The following is a 17,238-nucleotide window of genomic DNA, read 5'->3' as shown; positions in this document are numbered from 1 at the left end:
ACTGGTAATTTTCGTCAAGCTTTAGGGCCGATTGCGAACGAAAAGGCAAGCCAGCGTTGCTTTTTCAGAACATCGTGAGGTTCCGTTTCGCCGCCTGTCCTTGTGCTTGGCCAGCCGCGCAGGCGACTGAATCGAAACCGGGAAAATGCGGGCGGCGCCCGCGGGAGGGTTATCATGGCAACAGGCTTCGACCAGCGCGAAGGCTTCATCTGGATGAACGGTGAGTTCGTCAAATGGGCCGACGCCAAGATCCACGTTCTCACGCACGGGCTTCACTACGCCAGCGCGGTGTTCGAGGGCGAACGGGCCTATGGCGGGGAAATTTTCAAGCTGAATGAGCATTCGGAACGCCTGCATGAGTCAGCCCGTATCCTCGGCTTTGAGATTCCGTATTCGGTCACCGAACTGAATGACGCCTGCAGCGAACTGGTGCGCAAGCAGGGACTGCGGAACGCCTATGTGAGGCCGATCGCCTGGCGCGGCAGCGAACAACTGGGCGTCGCGGCGCAGGAGACGCGCATCAACTGCGCCGTCGCCGCCTGGGAATGGTCCAGCTATTTCGACCCGGCGCAGAAGCTGAAAGGCATAAGGCTCTGCATGGCGGAGTATCGCCGTCCGGATCCTCTCACCGCGCCCTCCCGGTCGAAGGCCTGCGGCCTCTATACGATCTGCACCATCTCCAAACATGCGGCGGAAGCGAAAGGCTACGCGGACGCCTTGATGCTGGATTGGCGCGGCCAGGTCGCAGAAGCAACCGGAGCGAACATCTTCTTCGTCAAGGATGGGCAACTGCATACGCCGACGGCGGATTGCTTCCTTGACGGCATCACCCGCCGGACCATCATGGGATTGGCCCGCGATCGGGGGATAGAAGTCCACGAGCGCGCCATCATGCCGGAGGAACTGGAAGGTTTCGAGCAGTGCTTCCTGTCGGGAACCGCCGCCGAGGTCACCCCTGTGTCGGAGATCGGTCCGCATCGATTCGTCGTGGGTGAAATCGCCAAGACTTTGATGAACGATTACTATGCCATCGTGCAACCCAAGCATGCGGTAGCTGCGGAATAGCACAAATCCGCCATTTTTCGCGGTTTTTGGCGGCCTTTCGGCCGCCTGCTTTTCTTGTCCACTTCTGTATTTGACTTTCGTCGAATTCGGCGTCTCATGTGCGCACCGGCCGAGCCGGCTGGTGGCTATGGAGGGACTACTGAAATGGACATGAATACGCTTCTTCCGATCATCGTGCAGATCATCACGGGTGTCATTGGTGGTCAGGCCGTGGGCGCCGCGATCAAACAGGCGGCCATGGGCCAGCTTCCCAAGATTCTCAGCGGTGCGATCGGCGGTGTGGGCGGCGCTGCAATCCTCGGCAGCCTGCTTGGCGGCGGCGGTGTCGATCCGGCCGCGGTTGCCGCGGCAACGGACGGCATTGGCAGTGCCCTGAACCTGAACAATATCGTCGGTGGCGTTGGCGGCGGCGCGATCCTGACCGGCATCGTCGGCGCGATCATGAACGCGATGAAGAAATAATCCTACAGGTTTCCGGATTGAAATGGGCGGCTTCGGCCGCCCATTTCGTTTCCATCCAACCCTGAACCGCTCTAAATGACGAAAGACGCAAACGAGAGGTTTTCATGGGTCAGCTCAATGCCGGTATCGTTCCGGTGACGCTCTTCCAGCAGAACTGTACGATCCTGTTCGATCAGGACGAGAAGACCGGGGTCGTTGTCGATCCGGGCGGGGATCTGGACAGGATTCTGCCGGTGCTGGAAGAAAACGGCATCAAGGTGGAGGCGATCTGGATCACGCATGGACATATCGACCATGCCGGGGGGGCGATGGAACTGAAGCGGTTGCTTGGAGTCGATATTATCGGACCACACAAGGCCGATACGTTCCTGCTGGATACGCTCGAGGACGACGCCAAGCGCTATGGCGTGCAAGGCCGCATACTCAACTGCGTACCGGACCGTTTCCTTGTCGAAGGCGACACGGTCTCTTTCGGCGACCATGTTTTCGAAGTTCTGCACTGCCCGGGCCATTCACCCGGCCATGTCGTGTTTTACAACCGTGCGGCCAAGTTCGCCCATGTCGGAGACGTGCTGTTTCGGGGTTCGATCGGACGCACGGACTTTGAGGGCGGCAATCACGCCGACCTGATTCATTCCATCAAGGAAAAGCTGCTGCCGCTTGGAGACGACATCGGTTTCCTCTGCGGACATGGACCGGGCGGCCGTTTCGGTGAAGAGCGCCGCACCAATCCGTTCCTGCTCTAAACGGCAAAGCGCCGCCTGGCGGCGACGCTTTGCGAGCTGAAATCCTGCTTCGGGAGCGGATCGGTCAGTTGGCGACGCAGAAATGCTGGGCGCCGTCATAACCGGTGAAGGTGCCGCTGCGCGCGTTGAAGCTGCGATAGCGGTCCGAGCAGTAGTCATACCATTCGGGGCTCCAGGGCTCGAGCGTGCCGGCGTAGGACGTCGGGTAATATTGACGCGCGGGAGCGCGGCGCACCACATAACGCGGTTCGTAGTAGTCGGCGCGCGGCTCGTAATAGTCGGGCGACGGCCGGCTCAGGGCGCTGCCGATCAACGCGCCGGCCGCAAGGCCGACGACGCCGGCGGCGAGGGCATCACCGCCGCCGCGATGCGAATGGCTATGCCGGCGCCAGTCGCGAGCGTTGGCGGCGGAAAGCGGTGCCAGGACCGTCGCTCCGACGGCGACGGAAAGAATGGCGGTCTTCAAGTATCGGTTCATCACAATCTCCTTCGTCCCGACGCGCCACTTGCGAAGAGGAGGCGGTTTCGGGTTGATGACGAGAACTATTAGGCGACCGTGGCTGAACGGTGGCTGAACAAAATTGCCGCTTCGTTCAAAGCATTTAACAGACCGACATTGTCCTTCACCCCTTCGGGGTGTTCGGGCGGTTGAACGCCAAAGATCGACTGACCGGCGAGAACCGGGACGATGCTTTGCTCAGCCGACCGAGAGATTGACCGCCTTGGGGCCCTTGCCGCGCTTGTCCGGTTCGGTGTCGAAAGACACCTTCTGTCCATCCTCAAGGCCGGTAAGGCCCGAGGCCTGCACGGCGGAGATATGGACGAAAACATCCTTGGCCCCATCGTCAGGCGTGATGAAGCCGAAACCTTTGGCATGATTGAAGAATTTGACAGTGCCGGTCTGCGGCATGGGAAGCTCCTCTGATCCCATCGGTCGTATTTGTCGGGCCGGCAAATGCCCGAAGGGGAAATTTGTCCTTTATTTTAGCGCTATCGGCAAGCGAAACTTTTTGCGGGGTTCGGAGCGTTTTCATCGAGCGCCAAACGGCTCCAAGGCCTGCCATCCGCGCTGCACGGCCGTTTCGTCAGCCCTGCATCTGCACAAAAGGAAGGGCGCGGCGAAATTCGCCGCGCCCTTCAAACTTTGTCGGTAGCCTCAGCCTTTTCAGGCAGCGCTCAGATTGACCGCCTTCGGGCCCTTGCCCATGCGGTCCGGCTCGACGTCGAAGCTGACCTTCTGGCCATCGACGAGGGTGCGCATGCCGGAAGCCTCGATGGCGGAAATGTGGACGAAAACGTCCTTCGCGCCGCCATCAGGCGTGATGAAGCCGAAGCCTTTGGTTGCATTGAAGAATTTGACGGTGCCGGTCTGGGGCATTGGGGAACTCCTTCACCCGTTCAGTCTTTGGCCCTGGCCGCCGGCTGGCTCCGGCGAAAAGGTCCGGTGGTTTCCTTCGGCGATCATGCCTCGAAGCATGACTAAACCCCCCGCCGAAGAACGGGGCGTCAGAGATTCAGACTATCGGGGAAAGGGTCGTGCAAAACGTTCCAGTCTCCGGGTCACAAATGCCCGAACTGGAAAATATATCGCACGAAAATGTGATTGTTGCAAGAGAACGGCGCGGGTCGCGATTCACGCGCGCACCCACGTCGCGGGTCGGGTACGCCCGCACAGCAGAAAGGTCATCGGCCACAGAGCCGCAAGCATAGGTACAGCGATCCTGAATGGGCAGGTGCGGCTGTTGCATTTGCAGGCGGAATGGGGAGGATCGAGCCAAGGCGTGGAGGGAACGCCGGGGGAAGGGGCAGTTTGGAGAGAGACTCATGAAACTGTTCGGCATTCTATTGTCGCGGCATGGCGTGGCAGCACTGTTTTTGTCGATGCTGCTTGCCGCCTGTACGGTCGTCGTGGATGACGGTCCGCGTCCGCGCCCACCGAGGCCAGATTCGCAATTCTGCACACGGGAATATCAACCGGTTTGCGCGCGCCGGGGCGGCGACCGCCAGACCTTCGCCAATCCATGCCTGGCGGACAGGGCCGGTTACCGTGTCGTCAGCCCCGGCCAATGCAGGGATGGAGGCGGTGGCGGCGGGCCAGCGTTCTGTACGCGTGAATATGCGCCGGTCTGCGCGACACGGCGCGGTTCGGCGCGCACATTCCCGAACGCCTGCGAGGCACGCGCCGCGAACTGGCGTATTGTCGACAACGAGCCCTGCTGATCGATCCAGGCCCCGGTTCGCACCCGGGGCCTATTCGCTGACGCCGGGATAGTTTTGTTTGAGCAACTTCGCGAGATGCGCTGCGTTCGACGCCGCCATCTTCACCATCGACGCCACGGCTTTCGGGGTGCCCGGCAGGTCGACATAGTTGACGTCGCCCATTGCTTCCCCGACCCAATAGAGGCCGCCATTGGCCGGGATGGTGAAGCCGACATCGTTCAGGGCCTGGAAGCATTCGGCGTGGCAGTGATGTGCGCCATCCTCATTGCCGACGATCGCGACCAGCGCCACCTTGCCGGCTGCCGGCATACGCCCCTTGTCGTCCGTTTCGGCCAGGAAGGCGTCCATGCGCTCCAGCACCCGTTTGGCAACGCTTGAAGGCTGGCCCATCCAGATCGGCAGGCCGAGGACGAAGATGTCCGCCGCCACGATCTTCTGGCGAAGGTCCGGCCATTGGTCGCCGTCACCGACGTCGGACAGCACGCCGGGTTTGATGTCGTGGTCGAGCGCGCGCACGATCTCGCCAACGACGCCGTGCGGCTTCAACGCGGCCAGCACGTCGGCAAGCAGCCGGTCCGTCGAGGATTTCTCCTCGTCATCGGACGATTTCAGGGTGCAATTGAGGGCAAACGCTTTGAGTGGCACGAGCTGGCTCCTGTCTTGGCTGTACAGGAGCAACGGCGCAGCGATGCGGAGGTTGCAGGCCGCCGCGCCGATGCGCGGCAGCCACATCGGTCAAAGCTCCAGGAAGCTTTCGAAACCACCGAAAATCATGCGCTTGCCGTCGAAGGGCATGGATGCCATGTCCATCGAAAGCCGCGGGTCCTCCATGACCTTCTTCATGATTTCGTCGCGATCCTGCCGCGATTTGTAGGTGATCCAGGAAAATATGACGACCTCGTCGTCCTTGGCCTGAACCGCGCGGGGAAACGAGGTCAACTCGCCATAAGGCACGTCGTCCCCAATGCATTCGACATAGGAGAGAGCGCCATGCGACATCCAGACGTCGCCGCCGGTGCGAGCCATCGCCTTGTACTCGTCAATCCTGTCCTTCGGCACGGCGAGGACAAAACCATCCACGTAGGGCATCTGGACCTCCCTATTTCGCTACGGGCGCATTCATTGCCCAATGCACGCCGAAGGGATCCTTCACCGCGCCCCATCGATCGCCCCAGAACATCACCTGAAGCGGCGTCGTAACTTCGCAACCGGCATCCACGGCGCGCTGGAACCAGTCTTCGATCTCGCTGTCTTTCAGATGAAGCTGAAGCGTGTAGCCGGCAGCCGGCTGGTGCGGATGGCCATGTTCAGGAAACGGATCGCCGATCATCAGCGTCGAGCCGTTGATGTACAGATGAATGTGCATGGTCCGCCCCTGCTCGTCAGGCGGATAGGCGAAGACCTGTTCGGCATCGAACGCCTTCCGGTAGAATTCGGCTGCCTTGGCCGCGCCTTCCACTTCCAGATAGGGCGTCAGTCCGCCAAGCACTTTCGGGGCCGGCTGGGCATTGGTCTGTTCGGTCATCGCAAGTCCTCCTCAATTTAAACTGACAGGTTACGTGCCAAGGACGTCCGAGGCATGGCCTTGCCGACAAGCCCTCGGAAAAATTTTCCGCCTTTCACCGGACGCTTCTGGATCCGGTCGCGGGTCATCGCTGCGGGGTGCCGATTCAGCAGAAGATTTCGGGGCGGCGGTTGCTGGTCTCATCGGTGGCTTCGAGCCAGCCGATATCCTTGCGCAACTCAATTGGCAGCGAACGCAGGATGCGTTCGGTCCGGTAGCGTGCGCGCGTGGCCGAGTATCGGGTCGCGATGCGACCGATGGATGACAGGATCGACATGGTGCATTCTCCCTTGAGTGGCGGCAGCATCATTGCGCCGACACCCCAAGGACGGGCGAAGCAAAGCGGAGCCGACAGAGGAAAGAAAATTATCTGCGTGCGCGGGGCTGCGATCGAGAGCCGCTATTTCCTGCCTTGCGGATAGATCGTCTCACCGCGCTTCAGCATGTCGACAAACATCGCGATCTTCTTGCCGCGGCCCGCCTCGGTTTTCATGTTGTGCGTGCGGAACGCCAGCGCGAAGCGGTTCTGCGCGCTCAGCCTTGCCAGCATCGCCTTTGCTGCCGGCTCGGCGTCGATCGCGGCCTGCAAATCGTCCGGGATCTTCATTTCCTTGCCGCTCTTGTAGGCGCGGTCCCAGCGGCCATCCGCTTTGGCGGCCTCGACCTGCCGCAAGCCGTGTTCGGTCATGCGGCCTTCCTCGATCAGTCGGGCGACATTGTCGACGTTGATCTGGCTCCAGGTGCTTTTCCTGCCGCGCGGGGTGTAGCGCTGCAGAAAGCTCTTGTCGTCATGCCCCTTGCGGATGGCATCGATCCAGCCCCAGCACAGCACCACCTCGATCGCTTCGGACGGCGTGATGGATTTGAGCCCCGAATTCACCTTGTGGACTTTGATCCAGACCTCGTCCTCGCTGTCATGATGCCGGCCGAGCCAGGCATAGAACGCAGAGGCGTCGGCGAATTCATGGACTTTCGCGGGATCGACTTTGACAGGCGCCATGGGCGAAGGCTTTCAACGCGGATGGATTATTTTCCCGGCCGGCCAGTCTTGCCCGGGCGGCGTTTCTGGCGGGCCTGATCGGCAGGGTCTTCATAAGAGCCAATGCCGGCACGCTCGCGCACGATCGGCTTCACCTCGTCCGGCTTTGCCGGCTTGGCGCCTTCGACCGGCTTCTCGGTGCGGCGCACCGTCATCTCGTCGAGCGAGTTCTTGCGAAACAGCGTTTTCTCGTTCTCGCCGGGCAGGCCGAAGTCCGATCCATGCGCCTCCTGCGCGGACTGCTTCCTGAACAGCGACCGATCCACTGCCTTTGCCGGCGTGGCGAAATCGCCGGAGCGGCCCATATCGTCGAGAGCCGGCTTGGCGAACAGGTTCGGCCGCGCGGCCTTTGCGGCGTCCTCCTCGGCGCGGGCGGCGTCGAGCTTGCGGAACCGCTCCTGTTCCTCGGCCGTCCGGTGTTTCGCCACACCCTTGTTGTGCTTGCCCTTCTCGCGGCCCGAAGCCGGACTTTCCATGTCGGCATATTTCGCCAGCGGATCGTCGGAAATCGCCAACTCCATCTCGCGCAGCCGCTTGATCTCGTCGCGCACGCGGGCCGCTTTCTCGAAGTCGAGATTGGCGGCGGAATCACGCATCTGCTTTTCCAGTGCGTCGAGATGCGCCTTGAGATTGTTGCCCATCATGGCGCCGGCGCCGTCGGTGAACTGCGAGATGTCGGCGCGGACGTGGTCTTTCTCGTAGACCGAATCCAGAATGTCCGAGATGCGTGACTTGACGCTTTCCGGCGTGATGCCGTTGGCCTGGTTGTATTCAAGCTGCTTCTCGCGGCGGCGGTTGGTCTCCGCCATAGCGCGCTCCATCGAACCGGTGATCTGGTCGGCGTAGAGGATAACCTTGCCATCGACGTTACGCGCGGCGCGGCCGATGGTCTGGATCAGCGACGTTTCGGAGCGGAGGAATCCTTCCTTGTCGGCATCGAGGATGGCGACGAAGCCGCATTCGGGAATGTCGAGGCCTTCGCGCAGCAGGTTGATGCCGACCAGCACGTCGAAAGCGCCGAGGCGCAGGTCGCGCAGGATTTCGATGCGCTCCAGGGTGTCGATGTCGGAGTGCATGTAGCGGACGCGGATGCCTTGCTCGTGCAGGTATTCGGTGAGGTCCTCGGCCATCCGTTTGGTCAGCACGGTGCAGAGCGTGCGATAGCCCTTGGCGGTCGTTTCGCGGATTTCGCCGACGACGTCGTCGACCTGGTTCTTGGCCGGGCGGACCTCGACGGGCGGGTCGATCAGGCCGGTGGGGCGGATGACCTGTTCGGCGAAAACGCCGCCGGACTGCTCCATCTCCCAACCGCCCGGCGTTGCCGAAACAGCAACGGAGAGTGGTCGCATCGCGTCCCATTCCTCGAAACGCAGCGGCCGGTTGTCCATGCAGGAAGGCAACCGAAAGCCGTATTCCGCCAGCGTTGCCTTGCGGCGGAAGTCGCCGCGATACATGCCGCCGATCTGCGGAATGGTGACATGGCTTTCGTCGACGAAGACCAAGGCATTGTCGGGCACGTATTCGAACAGCGTGGGCGGCGGTTCGCCTGGCGCACGGCCGGTGAGGTAGCGGGAATAGTTCTCGATGCCGGCGCAGGAGCCGGTTGCCTCCAGCATTTCCAGATCGAAGCGCGTGCGCTGTTCAAGCCGCTGGGCTTCCAGCAAGCGGCCAGCCTTTTCAAGCTCTTGCAGGCGATGCTGCAGTTCCGACTTGATGGACTTCATGGCTTGATTCAACGTCGGGCGCGGCGTGACGTAGTGCGAATTGGCGTAGATCTTGACGCTTTTCAGGTCGCCGGTCTTGTTGCCGGTCAGCGGGTCGAACTCGGTGATGGACTCGATCTCGTCGCCGAAAAGCGAAATGCGCCATGCCCGGTCCTCGAGGTGGGCCGGGAAGATTTCGATCGTGTCGCCCCGCACGCGGAACGAGCCGCGGACGAAGTTGATGTCCTGGCGCTTGTACTGCTGGGCAACGAGATCGGCGAGCAGCTGGCGTTGGTCGAGGCGGTCGCCGATCTGCATCTGGAAGGTCATGGCCGTATAGGTTTCGACCGAACCGATACCGTAGATGCAGGAGACAGACGCAACGATGATGACGTCGTCGCGCTCCAGCAGCGAGCGCGTCGCCGAGTGGCGCATGCGGTCGATCTGCTCGTTGATCGAGGATTCCTTCTCGATGTAGGTGTCCGTGCGCGGAACGTAGGCTTCCGGCTGGTAGTAGTCGTAATAGGAGACGAAATACTCCACCGCATTGTCGGGGAAGAATTTCTTGAACTCGGAATAGAGCTGGGCTGCGAGCGTCTTGTTCGGGGCCAGGATCAGGGCAGGGCGTTGAGTCTCCTCGATTACCTTTGCCATGGTGAAGGTTTTTCCGGACCCGGTGACGCCGAGCAGGACCTGCGTGCGGTCGCTGTTTCCGACGCCCTCGACCAGATCCTTGATCGCCGTCGGCTGGTCGCCAGCCGGCTCGAAATCCGACACCATCTTGATGGCGATGCCGCCTTCGGACTTTTCAGGCCGGGCCGGACGGTGCGGCGTCCAGAGCTGGCCGTCCTTGTGCAGCGGATTGCCGCTCTCGATCAGCGCCGACAGCGCGGCAACGGTTGCCGTGACGCCGCTGTTGTTCAGCGTCTCGGCATCCTCCAGCGAAATGTCGAGACCGGCGACCGGGTTGAGGCCCGCCGCCGTTCGTTCCTTGGCCGACGCCGCGCCGCCCATGGAGGTGCCACGCGCGGTGCGGGTGGGCGAGGCGGAGCGCTCAGGCACCTTTTTCGATGCCTTCGCGGCCTTGCCTTCGCCCCTGGCGACCTCGCGTCCTTCCTGTTCGGCCTCGCGCGAAATCTGCTCGGCCCAATCCGAGACCGAGCCGCTCAAGGGCGTGCCGGTAAATTCAGCCTGTGGCGCCTCTTCAAAGCCGGCACCATGCAAAGGCTCGGAGGCGTCGAGGAAATCGGTCAGAGGACTACGGCGCTTCGGCGCCGAAGCGCGGTCGTCGCTCGCCGGCGCGGACGGCGCTCTTTTCTCCGGGGTTTTGGCCATGTGTCGAATATGGGCAAAGTCCGTCCAAATATAAAGACCCCGGAGGCGGAAAGCCCGCCTCCGGGGCCGGTCGGTTGCGGCCTGCTGACATCAGGCTGTCAGGAGGTGGTCAGCGCGGGCAATGGAAGCCGGGTGCGATCTTGCAGTTGCCGCCTGGACGCGGCGGACGCGGCTTGGGCGGGCGCGGCCGGTGTGGCGGTCGATTCCAGTGCGGCGGACGGTTCCAATGCGGCGGACGCACGACGATCCGCGGCTGGATGACGACCGCCGGCGGGCGGCCGACATAGTTGGTCAAATAGTTCGCGGACACCCAGCCGCCGAGGCCGGCGCCGCGGACATTGCACCAATTGTCCTCGCAGCCGCGCAGGTCGACCCGAGTGCCGGCGGGCAGCGTGCCGACGCGGGCATAGCCGGTTCCGGGACCTGTGCGCACATTCACGTCGCCCGTGGTGCGGGCACTCGCGGCCATTGCCGGCGCGGCAAATGCTAGCCCCGTCAGCAGAGCGGCCGCCGCCAAAAGTTTCCCAAGCATCTTCAGAATCCTCCGTGTCGCGCTGAGAACAACGAAAGAATAAAGCATGCTTTACCCGCATCACCAGCGCCGTCTGCCGGTATCGTATATGCCATGATAACGAAGACCACCGATTTTTCCCTTTGCAAATGCGAACTTACCCGTGTTTCCACGGCATCCGCCGGACGGGGCGTCCGATGCGAGCGGCAATATACGCTGGTCGCGACACGCCGGTAGAAATCGCTATCATGGGCCGCCTGTGCAGCGGAGGGTGGCGATGGATACTGCGGATTTCATGCCGGACGCGGCGGTGGTCGCCGGCATCCAGTCGGACCTGCAGTCCTACGAGGCCAGGCGCGCCGCCGTTCAAAGGCAGGTCCGGTGGCGGGTGCCGCTGTTCATCGGCCTGGTGCTGATCGCGACGCTCTTGCTGGCGCTGCTTTTCAACAGTTTCGCCGATCCCTACGAACAGTGGTTTTCGACGCCGCACGTGTTTCTCTACATCGTTGGAATCGTCGCAGCTGTTTTCGCCTATTTTTCGGCGGTGAAACCCGCCACCGACCTGCGGCAATCGTTTCGCGACAGGCTGTTGCCCGTCATCTTCGGCTTCATCGAGGGCGTCAGCTATCGCCGTGGCGAAAAGCCCGATTCCTTCGACAGGCTGCCGGCGGAGACGATCGGTTCGTTCGATCGCGAATATTTCGACGACGCGATCTCAGGGCGGTATGAGGGATTTTCGTTCGAACTCTACGAGGCGCGGCTGGAGCAAAAGATGAGCAAGACGGTATCCTCGGTCTTCAAGGGAATCGTCATCGCTTTCGAAACCATGACGCCGTTCCCGGGCGTGCTGATCGCGACGCGCAGGACAAACAAGGTCATGGGGTTCTTCCAGGGCATTTTCGGCAGCCGGATGGAGGAAGTGCCGAGCGGGATACCGGCGTTGGACGAGGACTATGAATTCCGCACCGACAATGTCGAGGCCGCCCGTCCGCTGGTGACCGGGCGGCTGGCCAAGGCGCTGCAATGGCTGGGCGAGGCATGGCCAGACGAGCCGGCGCGTGTGGCACTGACCGGAAGCGAAGGTTTCCTCCTGCTGCCGCATGACAGGAACTTCTTCGAATTGCCGGATATCGACCAGCCATTGGACTACAAGGTCCATGTCGAGCCGATGATCGCCGATCTTGCGTCATTGCTGGCGACGGCGTCGCTGGTGCGCAAGGCGGGTGCGGGCGGCGAAACTGGAACGACGGGGATGCCCGATCAGCAGTCGTAACCATAATTGGTCCGGTAATTGTCGGCTTCTTCCTTCAGCATCTTCTTGAACAAGACGCAGACCGTATAGCTGCCGACCTGACGGCCGTTTCGGGTATAGCCCCAATCAGAGATGTCGTCGCGGCTGAATGTGATGTTCTGACCGTTCACGACGTTGTGGACGGATTGCGGCTCGTTCGCCAGGACACCCTAGAAACCGTCAGCAGTCCTGTAAAACGGCATGACCCAGAAATGCTCTTCGGCGTCACCATCGCGGACTATGACTTTTAATCTGAAATCGTCCGTGTCGGCCGGCGGCGTATCCTGGCTGGCAGTCTGCGCAGCGGCTAAGATCGGAGCGAGCGAGAATGTGCAGGCAAGCAGCCAACCAGACCAGAATTTCATGCCGCGGCTCCCCACATGACCCAGCGCCATGGAGGTTGCACGTTTTCAGCCGTAGCGCAATTTCAGGCCGACGATGGTGGCGATGAACAGGAACGACACCGTGTTCGCCATGATGACGGGCAGCGAGCCGATGGCGATGCCGTAGACGATCCACAGGAACACACCCGAGGCCAGGGCGGCCGTGGTGACGAGGGAGATGTCGCGGGCCTGACGCTCGCGCAGGATTTTCATGATCTGCGGCAACCAGGCAAAAGTGGTGATGCACGCGGCGACCGAGCCGACGATTTCGAAAAGGGGATGCAAGGCGGCAACTTTCTGAGAACGCACATTGTGCGGTGCGAGATATGCCAGATTTGCCAGCGGCTGTGAAGCGGCATCGCGTCGCTGGCCCGGCAAGGAGAAGGCCCGGCTTGGTCCAGCCGTTTTCTCCGACCGCCGGCCGTTCTGCGATGCGCGCCGTGGCGAGGTTCCGAAAACAGTCGGCGCCGGGATTTCTCCCAGCGCCTCCCTGTCAGATCAGGACCTGGTCGCGGCGGCAACGTCCCTAGAGATGTCGCGCCATGCCAGCCTTGATTTTGACGGTCCTGCCAGTCATTGCCCGAGGGCAACGTCCGTTCCAGACCACACCTGTCCCACCCTCACGGGCTTTTCAAGTGCGCCACCGAAGGACTTGTCCGGCTTTCATGGCTGCATCGGCCCGCCGTTGGCGTTCGCACGCTTTCCGCGGCCCCGTAGGTCTCGGCATCCTTCTCTTCCGGCGGCAAGCCGCTGTCGATCCGGGCCGTACGGGCCTCAGGAGTTCCGCGTGGTCGTCTCGTCTTTCGACGGGGGCGATCCGTGGCCGCCTGAGATGGGTTAAACATAGGCCTGAACGGCCCCGAACGGAACCGCCGAGGCCCTGTGGATACCGGGGTTATCGGGTATATCGGGTGGCAAGGATGGTTTTTTCGGTTAACAAGGCCGGTTCGCATCGGGCCGCTTGAGTAGCAAACATTCGGCTTGTCCGGGGAGCCTGCGCACGCTTCAATGAAAGGGTGGATTCGAAACCGCGTATCGGGGGAGGGCGCAGGTTTGAAGGTCGGCGTGATCCTCAATCCTGTTGCCGGCGGCGGCAGGCTCAAGCAGCACTGGCCCGAAGTGGCGGCCGGGCTGACGCGGCATTTCGGTGAATTCGAGCTGCGCGAAACCCTGGCTGAAGGCGATGCCGAGAGACTGGCGCTGGAATTTGCGCTCGATGGTTTCGGGTTGGTCATTGCCGCCGGGGGCGACGGCACCGCCAGCGAGGCGGCGGACGGGCTGCTGCAGGCGCGGGACGAGGGCGCCGGGGCAGTGGAGCTGGCGCTGCTCCCTTGCGGCACGGGAATCGATTTCGCGCGCGGTCTCGACCTGCCGCGCGATTTCGACCTGCTGCTGGAACGCATCGCCACGGCGAAGGCGCGCAAGGTCGATGCAGGGCGCATTTCCTATGTCGGCGACGACGGGGCGCTCGCCAGCCGCCATTTCATCAACATTGCAAGCCTTGGCCTTTCCGGCGCGACCGACCGGGCAGTGAATGCCGACAAGCGCAAAGGCCGCGTTTCGGCAAAGGCGCTGTTCTTCTGGAGAACGGTGCGAGAGTTCATCCGTTACCGGTTCCAGACAGTACGCGTCAGCGTGGACGACGCCCCGCCGTTCGAGGCGCGCATCGCGCTGGTCGCCGTCGCCAATGGCCGCTTCTTCGGCGGCGGCATGATGATCGCGCCCGATGCCGCCCTGGACGATGGCGTCTTCGACATCGTCGTCCTGCGCGCTGCCGGCAAGCTGGGGCTGATCCGGGACCTGCGGCTGCTCTATGGCGGGCGACACCGCAATCATCCGGCAATCACGATCCTGCGGGGGCGGAAGGTAACGGTCGAGCCGGTCAGCGGCGCGGACGCCGCGCTGGTGGATATAGACGGAGAGTCGCCCGGCCGGATCCCGGCTGTGTTCGAGATACTGCCGGGCGCGCTGACGCTCAGATATTGAGTCAGGATATTGACGGATTGATTCCGGCCATGTCGCCAAACTACTGATTTGTAATTTATTTGTGACTCGAACGACGCGCAATAAAACTCTTCAGGGAAGCAGCGGCTCCTGCTTCATCTCCAGGTGCAGGTCCATGCCTTTCCAGGGGTGCGCTTCGCAGACGGCCTCGTCGAGTTCCACGCCGATGCCGGGTTCCTTCGACGGGATCACATAGCCGTCCTGCCATTCGATCTTCTTCTTCAGAAGCGTGGCGTGGAAGCCATCCCACTGCTTGAGGGATTCGAGGATCAGGAAATTCGGCAGCGTCGCCGCGAGCTGGATGTTGGCGGCGCCGACGATCGGGCCGCAATAGCAATGCGGTGCTATCTGGATGTGCCAGGCCTCGGCCATGGCGGCGATCTTCTTCGTCTCCAGGATGCCGCCCGAGCGCCCGAGGTTGGGCTGCAGGATAGAGGCGGCGCGCTGCTCGATGACGCGGGCAAACTCGAATTTGGTCGTCAGCCGTTCGCCGGTGGCGATTGGTATCTTCGTACCGCGCGCCACTTCGGCCATCACTTCCGGCATGTCGGGAGGAACCGGCTCCTCGAACCAGAGCGGGTCATAAGGCTCGATGGCCCTGGCCATGCGCAGCGCGCCGGAGGCGGTGAACTGACCGTGCGTGCCGAACAGGATGTCGGCTTTCGCACCCACCGCCGCGCGGATCGCCTTCATCATGCGGGCCGACAGATCGATGTCGGCAAGGCGCGGCTGGTGCCCGTCATAGACAGTGTAAGGCCCGGCGGGATCGAGCTTCACGGCGGTAAAGCCCTGGGCGACATAGGAAGCGGCGCATTCGGCCGCCATGTCCGGGTCGTTGTAGACGTTTCTCGGCGCCACATCGCTGGTGTGGACGCTGCCCTCTTCGGGATAGAGGTAGGTGTAGGTGCGCAGGCGCTCATGCACCTGCCCGCCGAGCAGCTTGTAGACAGGCTGGCCGGCTTCCTTGCCGATAATGTCCCAGCAGGCGATTTCGAGCGCAGAGAAACAGCCCATGGCCGAGACGTCCGGGCGCTGCGTGAAGCCCGACGCGTAGCAGCGGCGGAATAGCGTCTCGATGTCGTGCGGATCGGTGCCGATAAGGTAGCGTTCCGCCATGTCCTCGATCATCCGGGCGGTAATGTGGGCGGAGAAGGTGGCGCTGTAGGCCTCGCCATAGCCGACAACATTGGAATCCGTCGTCAGCCGGACGAAGATGAAATAGCGCCCCCCAATACCGGGCGGCGGGTTGCCGACGACCCAGGTTTTGACGTCGGTAATTTTCATGCCTGTTCCTCCAGCACCATCTCCGCGCCCTTCCAGCCGGTCATGATCGACGCGGCGTTGGTGTTGCCCGAGATATTATCCGGGAAAATGGAAGCGTCGATCACGCGCAACCCATCGATCCCATGCACCCTTAATCGGGCATCAACGACAGAGCGTGCGGGGTCCGGGCCCATGCGGCAGGTCGAGACCGGGTGATAGACAGTGCCGCTGCGGCGGCGGAAGTCGGAGATCAGGTCGTTATCGGACTGGATCGACGGACCGGGCAGGATTTCCTGCTCTATGAATTCGGCCATGGCAGGCATGGAGGCGATCCTGCGCACGAACTTCACCGCCGCCAGCATTTCCGCCACGTCGGCATCGGTGGAGAGGGCGTTGGCGACGATGCGCGGATGCTCGTGAGGACTGGCCGAGCGGATCATGATCTCGCCCCGGCTGGCTGGGCGGCAGTTCGAAAGGCCGATGGAAAAACCCGGCCATGGATCGGGCGTCAGGATCGGCCGCTCGCCATTGCGCGGAATGACGGTGGAGAATGCCTGGAAGTAAAGCTGCATGTTGGGCAGTGGCAGCGACGGATCGGTGCGGAAGAAGCCGCCGGCATTGTTCATGGACAGCGAGAGCGGGCCGGAGCGCAGCAGGAGATAGCGCGCGCCGACCCATGCCTTGCCCCACCAGGGGCGGAGGATCTGGTTCAGCGTCGCCTCGCGACCCCTGAACGTATAGTTGATGCCCACATGGTCCTGCAAATTGGCGCCGACATTGGCGTTGTCGCGGACCACAGGAATGCCGTGCTGCCGCAGCAAGGAAGCCGGGCCTATCCCGGACAGCTGCAGAAGTTGCGGCGAATTGACCGAACCGGCCGATACGACGATTTCTCGTGCTGCGCGCGCGGTTCGGTTTTGTCCATCTTGCAAATATTCGATGCCGATGGCGCGAGTGCCGTCGAACAGGATCTTCGTCGCCAGCGCGTTCGTCTCGACCCGGACGTTGGGGCGTTTCATAGCCGGCCGCAGGAACGCGCGAGCGGCGGACATGCGCCTGCCGTTCTTCGTTGAAATCTGGTAGATGCCGACGCCTTCCTGGCGTTCGCCGTTGAAGTCGGAATTGAACGGCAAGCCGGCCTGCTGCGCGGCGGCGAGGTAGCGCTTCGTCAGCGGATGGACGGCAGCCGAACAGTCGGAGACATGCAGCGGCCCGCCGGTTCCGCGCCATTGGTCCGCGCCAGCTTGGTTGTCCTCGATCGCCCTGAAGGCGGGGACCACGTCCTCATAGCTCCAGCCGGGATTGCCAGCTGCCGCCCAGGCGTCGAAATCCTCCTTCGCGCCGCGCACCCAGACCATGGCGTTGATTGAGCTCGAGCCGCCCAGCACCTTGCCGCGCGGCCAGTGATCGGCATTGCCGGCAAGGCCGGGGTCCGGCTCGGTGCGGTAGTTCCAGTTCACGGCGGGATCATAGAAGGTCTTGCCGTAGCCGAGCGGCATCTGGACGAAGAAGCGGCGGTCGCTGCCGCCGGCTTCCAGCACCAGGACGGAAAACCGGCCGGAAGCGGAAAGCCGCTCCGCCACAACCGAGCCGGCCGAGCCGGAGCCGACGACGATGAAATCATAGGTCTGCATGGCGGAAAGATGCGGTCC

The 17,238-nt window shown here is 62.4% G+C and carries 21 protein-coding genes; 6 read left to right on the top strand and 15 right to left on the bottom strand.

Annotated features, from left to right (window positions below):
• The first annotated feature begins 171 nt into the window (after positions 1 to 171).
• From ASD44_RS09295 to ASD44_RS09285, 3 genes are all read left to right on the top strand, one after another.
• The gene (locus tag ASD44_RS09295) at positions 172 to 1,065 is read left to right on the top strand and encodes a branched-chain amino acid aminotransferase (RefSeq protein WP_056115807.1); all 894 of its coding nucleotides are present in this window, start codon (positions 172 to 174) and stop codon (positions 1,063 to 1,065) included.
• A 144-nt stretch (positions 1,066 to 1,209) separates the two neighbouring features.
• The gene (locus ASD44_RS09290) at positions 1,210 to 1,527 is read left to right on the top strand and encodes a hypothetical protein (protein WP_056110921.1); all 318 of its coding nucleotides are present in this window, start codon (positions 1,210 to 1,212) and stop codon (positions 1,525 to 1,527) included.
• Positions 1,528 to 1,631: 104 nt separating this feature from the next.
• Positions 1,632 to 2,273, top strand: a complete 642-nt coding sequence (locus ASD44_RS09285) for an MBL fold metallo-hydrolase (RefSeq protein ID WP_056110919.1) — start codon at positions 1,632 to 1,634, stop codon at positions 2,271 to 2,273.
• Between the two features lie 64 nt (positions 2,274 to 2,337).
• Here ASD44_RS09285 and ASD44_RS09280 read toward each other — a convergent pair whose 3' ends face one another.
• The 3 genes from ASD44_RS09280 to ASD44_RS09270 all read right to left on the bottom strand — a co-directional run bounded on the left by ASD44_RS09280 (position 2,338) and on the right by ASD44_RS09270 (position 3,651).
• A complete protein-coding gene (locus ASD44_RS09280) occupies positions 2,338 to 2,751 on the bottom strand; it encodes a BA14K family protein (RefSeq protein WP_056110917.1) in 414 nt (137 codons plus the stop codon).
• Positions 2,752 to 2,970: 219 nt separating this feature from the next.
• Positions 2,971 to 3,183: a cold-shock protein gene (locus ASD44_RS09275; protein ID WP_056110915.1), complete on the bottom strand. Its 213-nt coding sequence runs from the start codon at positions 3,181 to 3,183 to the stop codon at positions 2,971 to 2,973.
• A gap of 255 nt (positions 3,184 to 3,438) precedes the next feature.
• Positions 3,439 to 3,651, bottom strand: a complete 213-nt coding sequence (locus ASD44_RS09270) for a cold-shock protein (RefSeq protein ID WP_056110913.1) — start codon at positions 3,649 to 3,651, stop codon at positions 3,439 to 3,441.
• 446 nt (positions 3,652 to 4,097) lie between these two features.
• On the opposite strand from ASD44_RS09270, the gene ASD44_RS09265 reads away from it, so the two are divergent.
• Positions 4,098 to 4,493, top strand: coding sequence for a Kazal-type serine protease inhibitor (locus tag ASD44_RS09265; RefSeq protein ID WP_056110912.1), 396 nt, complete (start codon positions 4,098 to 4,100; stop codon positions 4,491 to 4,493).
• 30 nt (positions 4,494 to 4,523) lie between these two features.
• Here the strand turns inward: ASD44_RS09265 and ASD44_RS09260 are convergent, their stop codons facing one another.
• From ASD44_RS09260 to ASD44_RS09230, 7 genes are all read right to left on the bottom strand, one after another.
• Entirely contained in the window at positions 4,524 to 5,138 is a 615-nt protein-coding gene (locus ASD44_RS09260; RefSeq protein ID WP_056115804.1) for an NAD(P)H-dependent oxidoreductase, read from the bottom strand.
• Positions 5,139 to 5,228: 90 nt separating this feature from the next.
• Positions 5,229 to 5,582: a DUF1428 family protein gene (locus tag ASD44_RS09255; RefSeq protein ID WP_056110910.1), complete on the bottom strand. Its 354-nt coding sequence runs from the start codon at positions 5,580 to 5,582 to the stop codon at positions 5,229 to 5,231.
• Positions 5,583 to 5,592: 10 nt separating this feature from the next.
• A complete protein-coding gene (locus ASD44_RS09250) occupies positions 5,593 to 6,018 on the bottom strand; it encodes a glyoxalase/bleomycin resistance/extradiol dioxygenase family protein (RefSeq protein WP_056110909.1) in 426 nt (141 codons plus the stop codon).
• Positions 6,019 to 6,163: 145 nt separating this feature from the next.
• On the bottom strand, positions 6,164 to 6,367 hold the full coding sequence (locus tag ASD44_RS09245; RefSeq protein WP_056110908.1) for a hypothetical protein: 204 nt from the start codon (positions 6,365 to 6,367) through the stop codon (positions 6,164 to 6,166).
• A 90-nt stretch (positions 6,368 to 6,457) separates the two neighbouring features.
• Positions 6,458 to 7,057 carry a YdeI/OmpD-associated family protein gene (locus ASD44_RS09240; RefSeq protein WP_056110907.1) on the bottom strand — a complete coding sequence of 200 codons (600 nt, stop codon included), beginning with the start codon at positions 7,055 to 7,057 and terminating at the stop codon, positions 6,458 to 6,460.
• Between the two features lie 26 nt (positions 7,058 to 7,083).
• Complete coding sequence (gene uvrB, locus ASD44_RS09235) at positions 7,084 to 10,134, bottom strand: excinuclease ABC subunit UvrB (RefSeq protein WP_056110905.1); 3,051 nt, start codon at positions 10,132 to 10,134, stop codon at positions 7,084 to 7,086.
• Between the two features lie 109 nt (positions 10,135 to 10,243).
• Entirely contained in the window at positions 10,244 to 10,666 is a 423-nt protein-coding gene (locus tag ASD44_RS09230; protein ID WP_056110903.1) for an SH3 domain-containing protein, read from the bottom strand.
• Between the two features lie 256 nt (positions 10,667 to 10,922).
• On the opposite strand from ASD44_RS09230, the gene ASD44_RS09225 reads away from it, so the two are divergent.
• Complete coding sequence (locus ASD44_RS09225; protein ID WP_056110901.1) at positions 10,923 to 11,918, top strand: DUF3137 domain-containing protein; 996 nt, start codon at positions 10,923 to 10,925, stop codon at positions 11,916 to 11,918.
• On the opposite strand, the gene ASD44_RS18730 is transcribed toward ASD44_RS09225, so the two are convergent.
• Genes ASD44_RS18730 through ASD44_RS09215 form a run of 3 tightly spaced genes read right to left on the bottom strand, consistent with a single transcriptional unit; the run spans position 11,906 to position 12,604 of the window.
• Complete coding sequence (locus ASD44_RS18730; protein ID WP_348271193.1) at positions 11,906 to 12,100, bottom strand: DUF2314 domain-containing protein; 195 nt, start codon at positions 12,098 to 12,100, stop codon at positions 11,906 to 11,908. The two genes, ASD44_RS09225 and ASD44_RS18730, sit on opposite strands and share 13 nt — an antisense overlap.
• A gap of 6 nt (positions 12,101 to 12,106) precedes the next feature.
• Positions 12,107 to 12,301, bottom strand: a complete 195-nt coding sequence (locus ASD44_RS18725) for a hypothetical protein (RefSeq protein ID WP_244478741.1) — start codon at positions 12,299 to 12,301, stop codon at positions 12,107 to 12,109.
• Positions 12,302 to 12,346: 45 nt separating this feature from the next.
• On the bottom strand, positions 12,347 to 12,604 hold the full coding sequence (locus tag ASD44_RS09215) for a SemiSWEET transporter (RefSeq protein ID WP_056115801.1): 258 nt from the start codon (positions 12,602 to 12,604) through the stop codon (positions 12,347 to 12,349).
• A gap of 768 nt (positions 12,605 to 13,372) precedes the next feature.
• Here ASD44_RS09215 and ASD44_RS09210 point away from each other — a divergent pair.
• A complete protein-coding gene (locus ASD44_RS09210) occupies positions 13,373 to 14,305 on the top strand; it encodes a diacylglycerol kinase family protein (RefSeq protein WP_056110897.1) in 933 nt (310 codons plus the stop codon).
• 90 nt (positions 14,306 to 14,395) lie between these two features.
• Here the strand turns inward: ASD44_RS09210 and ASD44_RS09205 are convergent, their stop codons facing one another.
• Both ASD44_RS09205 and ASD44_RS09200 read right to left on the bottom strand, forming a co-directional pair.
• Positions 14,396 to 15,607 (bottom strand): mandelate racemase/muconate lactonizing enzyme family protein, encoded by a 1,212-nt coding sequence (locus tag ASD44_RS09205; protein WP_056110895.1) that lies wholly within the window; start codon positions 15,605 to 15,607, stop codon positions 14,396 to 14,398.
• The gene (locus ASD44_RS09200; RefSeq protein ID WP_056110894.1) at positions 15,604 to 17,220 is read right to left on the bottom strand and encodes a GMC family oxidoreductase N-terminal domain-containing protein; all 1,617 of its coding nucleotides are present in this window, start codon (positions 17,218 to 17,220) and stop codon (positions 15,604 to 15,606) included. The genes ASD44_RS09205 and ASD44_RS09200 overlap by 4 nt, the downstream gene beginning before the upstream one ends.
• Positions 17,221 to 17,238: the final 18 nt, after the last annotated feature.

Source organism: Mesorhizobium sp. Root554, assembly GCF_001427025.1.
In the GTDB taxonomy this organism is placed as follows: Bacteria; Pseudomonadota; Alphaproteobacteria; order Rhizobiales; family Rhizobiaceae; genus Mesorhizobium.
Note: the sequence above shows the minus strand (reverse complement) of the source record. Positions and strands in the feature narration are given on the sequence as shown.

What these genes read in the sequence shown, in the direction of transcription:
- ASD44_RS09290 (WP_056110921.1), top strand. Translation starts at nt 1,210, where the DNA reads ATGGACATGAATACGCTTCTTCCGATCATCGTGCAGATCATCACGGGT.
- ASD44_RS09285 (WP_056110919.1), top strand. Translation starts at nt 1,632, where the DNA reads ATGGGTCAGCTCAATGCCGGTATCGTTCCGGTGACGCTCTTCCAGCAG.
- ASD44_RS09280 (WP_056110917.1), bottom strand. Translation starts at nt 2,751, where the DNA reads ATGAACCGATACTTGAAGACCGCCATTCTTTCCGTCGCCGTCGGAGCG.
- ASD44_RS09275 (WP_056110915.1), bottom strand. Translation starts at nt 3,183, where the DNA reads ATGCCGCAGACCGGCACTGTCAAATTCTTCAATCATGCCAAAGGTTTC.
- ASD44_RS09270 (WP_056110913.1), bottom strand. Translation starts at nt 3,651, where the DNA reads ATGCCCCAGACCGGCACCGTCAAATTCTTCAATGCAACCAAAGGCTTC.
- ASD44_RS09265 (WP_056110912.1), top strand. Translation starts at nt 4,098, where the DNA reads ATGAAACTGTTCGGCATTCTATTGTCGCGGCATGGCGTGGCAGCACTG.
- ASD44_RS09255 (WP_056110910.1), bottom strand. Translation starts at nt 5,582, where the DNA reads ATGCCCTACGTGGATGGTTTTGTCCTCGCCGTGCCGAAGGACAGGATT.
- ASD44_RS09250 (WP_056110909.1), bottom strand. Translation starts at nt 6,018, where the DNA reads ATGACCGAACAGACCAATGCCCAGCCGGCCCCGAAAGTGCTTGGCGGA.
- ASD44_RS09245 (WP_056110908.1), bottom strand. Translation starts at nt 6,367, where the DNA reads ATGATGCTGCCGCCACTCAAGGGAGAATGCACCATGTCGATCCTGTCA.
- ASD44_RS09240 (WP_056110907.1), bottom strand. Translation starts at nt 7,057, where the DNA reads ATGGCGCCTGTCAAAGTCGATCCCGCGAAAGTCCATGAATTCGCCGAC.
- uvrB (WP_056110905.1), bottom strand. Translation starts at nt 10,134, where the DNA reads ATGGCCAAAACCCCGGAGAAAAGAGCGCCGTCCGCGCCGGCGAGCGAC.
- ASD44_RS09230 (WP_056110903.1), bottom strand. Translation starts at nt 10,666, where the DNA reads ATGCTTGGGAAACTTTTGGCGGCGGCCGCTCTGCTGACGGGGCTAGCA.
- ASD44_RS09225 (WP_056110901.1), top strand. Translation starts at nt 10,923, where the DNA reads ATGGATACTGCGGATTTCATGCCGGACGCGGCGGTGGTCGCCGGCATC.
- ASD44_RS18725 (WP_244478741.1), bottom strand. Translation starts at nt 12,301, where the DNA reads ATGAAATTCTGGTCTGGTTGGCTGCTTGCCTGCACATTCTCGCTCGCT.
- ASD44_RS09205 (WP_056110895.1), bottom strand. Translation starts at nt 15,607, where the DNA reads ATGAAAATTACCGACGTCAAAACCTGGGTCGTCGGCAACCCGCCGCCC.
- ASD44_RS09200 (WP_056110894.1), bottom strand. Translation starts at nt 17,220, where the DNA reads ATGCAGACCTATGATTTCATCGTCGTCGGCTCCGGCTCGGCCGGCTCG.